Source organism: Streptomyces sp. B1866 (assembly GCF_031932565.1).
Classification (GTDB): Bacteria; Actinomycetota; Actinomycetes; order Streptomycetales; family Streptomycetaceae; genus Streptomyces.
Window position 1 is genome coordinate 1 of sequence record NZ_JAVSCF010000509.1, and the last position, 1,385, is coordinate 1,385.

The following is a 1,385-nucleotide window of genomic DNA, read 5'->3' on the forward strand; positions in this document are numbered from 1 at the left end:
CGCTGCGGCGGGCCCTGCTCGGCGGCGCCGCGGCGGCCGCCGCCGCGGGCGGCCTGGTCCTCGCGGGCTGCACCGGTGGCGACGGCGGCCCGCGCGTGCGCAGACCCGGGCAGCGGATCACGCTGAGCTTCTGGTCCTGGGTGCCGGGCATCGACCGGCCCGTGGCCCTGTGGAACCGCCACCACCCCGAGGTGCGGATCAAGCTGGAGAAGGTCTCCGCGGTGGGCGGCGCGCAGTACGCGAAGATGCACGCCTCGGTCCGCTCCGGCGACGTACCCGACCTGGCCCAGATCGAGTACGCGGTCATCCCCAGCTTCCTGCTCGACAACGCGCTGCTGGACCTGTCGGCGTACGGCGCGGACCGGCGGCGGGGCACCTTCACGGGCTGGCAGTGGCAGCAGTCGGTGTTCGCGGGCCGCACCTACGCCGTGCCGCAGGACTCCGGGCCGATGGGCCTGTTCTGGCGCCGTGACCTGTTCGACCGGTGGGCCGTCGAACCGCCCGCCACCTGGGACGACTACGCGGCGGCGGCCCGGGCCGTCCGCCGCCGGGGCGCCTGGATCGAGACCTTCGCGCCCGCCAACGGCAACCGCTTCGCGGGCCTGGCCTGGCAGGCGGGCGCCCGCTGGTTCCGCACCGAGGACGACACCTGGGTGGTGGCCATCGACGACGAGCCCACCCGCAGGGTCGCCGACTTCTGGGAGGACCTGGTGCGCCGCAAGCTCGTCAAGACCGTGCCCGACCGGCAGAACGCCTGGTACAAGGACATCCAGACCGGCGACATGGCCTCCTGGATCGGCGCGAGCTGGGGCGACGTGCTGCTGGCCGGAAACGCCCCGAAGACCGCCGGCCGGTGGCGCGTCGCCCCGCTGCCGCAGTGGCACCGGGGCGCGCGCGCCCACGCCAACTGGGGCGGCTCCACGACGGCCGTCTTCCGGGGCACCCGCTACCCGAGGGACGCGCTGGACTTCGCGCTGTGGCTGAACTCCGACCGGCAGGCCGTGCGGCTGCTCATCGAGGGCGGCTACGGCTTCCCCAGCGTGGCCCGCGGCTACCGCACGGCCGACCTGGAGGCGCGCCGGGACTTCTTCGGCGGCCAGCACTACGGCGAGGTGTTCGCCGAGGCGGCCCGCGGCGTGGACACCAGCTGGCGCTGGGGCCCGTCCGTCGACGCCCTGTACCAGCGCTTCGGCGACGCCTTCAGTGAGGCGATCGACAACGGGCACTCCTTCCGGTCCGTCCTGCGGACCGTGCAGGCGCAGACCCTGCGGGACCTGCGCGACAAGGGCCTGAAGGCGGCGGCCGGGTGAGCGGCGGCGAGGCGGGCCGGCCGATCCCGGCGCCCCCGGCCGGCGCGGGCCGCCCGCGCGGGGCGCCGCCCGGAA

Annotated in this window: 1 protein-coding gene; it reads left to right on the forward strand. The window is 75.8% G+C overall.

Annotation, left to right across the window (positions count from 1 at the left end; translation table 11 throughout):
- Positions 1–2 precede the first annotated feature (2 nt).
- Positions 3–1,310, forward strand: a complete 1,308-nt coding sequence (locus RKE29_RS29845; RefSeq protein ID WP_312008839.1) for an extracellular solute-binding protein — start codon at positions 3–5, stop codon at positions 1,308–1,310.
- The last annotated feature ends 75 nt before the right edge of the window (positions 1,311–1,385 follow it).